Origin of the sequence: Dolichospermum sp. UHCC 0260, from assembly GCF_009711985.1 — a bacterium.
GTDB lineage: Bacteria > Cyanobacteriota > Cyanobacteriia > Cyanobacteriales > Nostocaceae > Dolichospermum > Dolichospermum lemmermannii.
Genome location: NZ_VIKZ01000014.1, coordinates 1 through 3,560 on the forward strand (window position 1 = coordinate 1; position 3,560 = coordinate 3,560).

Annotated in this window: 5 protein-coding genes; 4 read left to right on the forward strand and 1 reads right to left on the reverse strand. The window is 42.7% G+C overall.

The annotated features are described in order from the left end of the window. Nucleotides 1–92: 92 nt before the first annotated feature. The 4 genes from FJR08_RS07685 to FJR08_RS07700 all read left to right on the forward strand — a co-directional run bounded on the left by FJR08_RS07685 (nt 93) and on the right by FJR08_RS07700 (nt 1,629). Nucleotides 93–437 carry a hypothetical protein gene (locus FJR08_RS07685; protein ID WP_168632758.1) on the forward strand — a complete coding sequence of 115 codons (345 nt, stop codon included), beginning with the start codon at nt 93–95 and terminating at the stop codon, nt 435–437. A gap of 312 nt (nt 438–749) precedes the next feature. Beyond that, nucleotides 750–941, forward strand: a complete 192-nt coding sequence (locus FJR08_RS07690) for a hypothetical protein (RefSeq protein ID WP_168632759.1) — start codon at nt 750–752, stop codon at nt 939–941. Continuing rightward, the gene (locus FJR08_RS07695) at nt 916–1,278 is read left to right on the forward strand and encodes a type II toxin-antitoxin system PemK/MazF family toxin (protein ID WP_174783028.1); all 363 of its coding nucleotides are present in this window, start codon (nt 916–918) and stop codon (nt 1,276–1,278) included. Before FJR08_RS07690 ends, FJR08_RS07695 begins: the two co-directional genes overlap by 26 nt. Nucleotides 1,279–1,413: 135 nt before the next feature. Beyond that, nucleotides 1,414–1,629 (forward strand): hypothetical protein, encoded by a 216-nt coding sequence (locus tag FJR08_RS07700; protein WP_015078223.1) that lies wholly within the window; start codon nt 1,414–1,416, stop codon nt 1,627–1,629. 72 nt (nt 1,630–1,701) lie between these two features. On the opposite strand, the gene hflX is transcribed toward FJR08_RS07700, so the two are convergent. Continuing rightward, nucleotides 1,702–3,438 (reverse strand): GTPase HflX, encoded by a 1,737-nt coding sequence (gene hflX / locus FJR08_RS07705; RefSeq protein WP_168632785.1) that lies wholly within the window; start codon nt 3,436–3,438, stop codon nt 1,702–1,704. Nucleotides 3,439–3,560 lie beyond the last annotated feature (122 nt).

Consider the following 3,560-nt stretch of genomic DNA (forward strand, 5'->3'; position numbering starts at 1 on the left):
TGGTATGATGCCTATTTGGCTAGACAAACAAAAATTTTTGCTGTAATTTGTGGCTGTAATAACTTTTTATAACAACTTAGGAGAAAACTGCTATGCATTGGGGAGAATTTAAAGATAATGGGTGTGTTGATCTGGGAAATGGTAGAAAAGCCAGAAGTTATTCAGCGATTCTTTGGGATATTCCTTGGGGACAGAGTTGGGAAGAAGCATGTTCTAAAATGCCAGCCGATATTAATGGTGTGCATTTTGATCATCCTACAGTTTGCGTAAAGACAAACATTGTTGATGTGTTAAGCTTAACGGCTCTGGTTGTAGGATTAGCTACAGGTGTTGGTGGTGCAATTATTGGTGCTACAGCACTTATAGTTTCTCAAGCCGGTGTTGGAGCCTTAAATATGTGGGGTGTATTCTATGTGGAGGACGGAAGCTGTGGTTAAGTAGGTATGAAAAATTAAACCCAGCATTTCCTTTCACTCGACTCCCTTACTACTTTGAAGATTTTTGCAATCGCAGCCTGACAACACCTATACACCTGACCGTAGTTGCGATTATGGTGAAGAGAGCGATGGCTGTAGTGTAATTTAGGGAGTGCGATCGCTGTAGTGTGATTTTGGAGAAGTGCGATCGCTTGTAGGGTGATTTTGGGAAGTGCGATAGCGAAGCGCACCGAAGGTATCGCTTATAGTGTAATTTTGGAGATAGTCATATCAAGCCCATGTTATGATATTTCTATATATAGGAAAAAAGCTATGACTGCTTTAGTACAAGAACTTCTGAATACATTCGACCGCTTGACAGACTCAGAACGGTTAGATTTGGTATTAGAGATTTTAAAGCGGACAGTTGATTTAGATTTTTCGCCCTTATCTGATGAAGATTTAGTCATGAATGCTGAGGGACTTTTTCTTGATTTAGATGAGGAAGAAGCGACATATAAGTAGTCCTAAACGTAGTGAAGTTTGGCTAGTAAATTTAGGTTATGTGGCAAAAGTCAGACCATGTTTAGTAATTAGTATTCCTGCACTAGATCAAGATCGTGCATTAGCGACTCTTGTTCCACACACAACCAGTTCACGTGGTTCAAGATTTGAGGCACAAATCAAAACTAATTTCCTTCGGGAAGGAGTATTTGATGTACAAAATATCATCACAATTCCTCATGCAAAGCTTTTACGCAAATTGGGAAACATAACACCAGAACAAATGCTGAAATTAGAACAGGTGCTACTATTTTGGCTGGGATTTGACGAAAAAAACGTTCAAGATGATGATGAGTAGTCTGTGCAGCAAATTGATAATTTAGTGCTTGTGTGATTTTTGGGAGTGCGATAGCGAAGCGCTCCGTAGGAATCGCTGTAAAATAAAGAGATAAAATAGAATCATCCCCATTCTTCCTATGAAAACGAGGCACAAATGACTTATTTAGAACTACATCAAAAAATTGAACAACAGATATCCCAACTACCACCAGAACAGCTTTCCTTAGTTAGTGATTTTCTCGACTCTATTCAGGAAAAAAGCACCGTAAATCAACGCCCATTACGTCGTATTTCCCCCATCAAGCGAGGTAAAAAAGCAGGTGATTTACTACATTATGCTGGAACTTGGCATTGCCTCTGCTATCATTGAAAGCAGAGCCTTCTAAAATTCATTCCCATACAGAGTATGGGAACGAGAAAGAAGTCGGGGATCTAAAAACTATCAATCATCACCAACAGCGTACTGAATCAATAGAGATAGACGCTGACGCAGAGTTTCCAGTCCTAACCGCTGACTAGCAGAAATAAACACTGCTAAAGGAAACTCCTCTCTAGCCAAAGCCAGTGTTTCACTACTAACTTGATCAATTTTATTAAAAGCCACTAACGCCGGACCCGGTGTAATCGGCATTTGCGCGAGTATATCCCGAACTGCGCGAATGTGATTCAACCAAGCAGGATGAGATAAATCTACTAAATGCAGTAAAGCATCCGCTTCTGTTACCTCCTCCAACGTTGCCCGAAAAGCATCCATTAAAGATGCAGGTAACTCATGGATAAACCCTACAGTATCCGTCATCAAAGTTTCCTGGGGTGCGCCCGTTTCTGCATGAGGAATTATTAATCGCCGTGTGGTCGGGTCAAGGGTAGCAAACAGTTGGTCAGCCGTGTATACTTCCGAATTGGTGAGGGCGTTGAGTAAAGTGGATTTACCAGCGTTGGTATAACCCACCAAAGCCACTGAGGGAACTTCTCGATGTTGTCGTCGTTGACGTAACCGACAACGATGAGCTTGTAATTGATTAACTTCGTGTTGCAGTCGAGAAATCCGCTTTTGAATAGCCCGGCGTTCTGTTTCTAGCTTGGTTTCACCGGGACCCCTTGTGCCAATACCACCGCCCAATCTGGACATACCCTCACCCTTGCCCGTGAGTCGTGGCAGCATATACCCTAACTGTGCCAGTTCCACCTGTAATTTACCTGCACCAGATTGAGCGCGTTGGGCAAAAATATCTAAAATTACTTCGGTGCGGTCAACTACCCTAACACCAATTTGTGCTTCTAAATTGCGAACTTGGGAACGGGAAAGATCCCGATCAAATACTACCAAATTAGCACCTAGAGTTTGCACAGCGATCGCCACTTCTTGGACTTTACCTTCACCAATCACTGTTTGGGGATGAATACGCGATCGCTTTTGTTGTAAGGTTTGTAAAACAATACCTCCAGCCGTATCCACTAATCGGGTCAATTCCACTATGATGTCTTGGAATTGTTGCGGCGTGATATTTTCTGTTAATACCCCCACAATTACCACCCGATCATGATCAGCGTCTACTTCTTGCGCTACATACTCCCGACTAAATTCCTCTTCTAAACTTGCCACTAAGTCCAGAAAATCCTGGTCAGCCAAAGCATCTAAACTTAGAGGTGGTGAGATGTGGGAATATGTACCAGCATCTCCGATACTGATACCAGCGGATTGAGTCACAACCAACTGTCTGTTATTAGCCACCAGATGCGCTAGATAAGCTTCTTTTACGTATCCAGTTGAACCACCGCCACGCTTGGTAAATCCTCCTCCAGTAATATTAAAAACTACTAAAGCATCCAATCTTTGTAAAGCCATGGCTGTTAAGGCTGACTCACTCGGTTGTTCTGACTTGAGATTGGTAGATAAACAACGAATACCGCTCAGACGCTCTGCACCATAGCGAGGTAGTTCTAAGGGCGGAATTTGCGTTTGACGCGGAGTACCTACACCAACTCGAATCACTTGTCCACGACGATTGATATAAGTACAAATAGGTTGATTAATTTCCGTACTAATGGCTGCCAGCCGTTGAGCAAAATCAGTAGTCGTAATGCGATCGCCTGATATCCGCTGGTGGTACAGCCGCTGGAGTTGTTTTAGCTGGCTGGACTTCAAACCTTGAACATTACCAAAGATAGTCTCTATAGGCGTTTATGACCAGTTACCTGGTTCCCCCTGAATCCTGACACTGTCTATTTTACAACAGCAATTGGTCAGTTGTCAGTTGTCAGTTGTCAGTAGGGGCGAAGCATTTGCAAGATAAATTA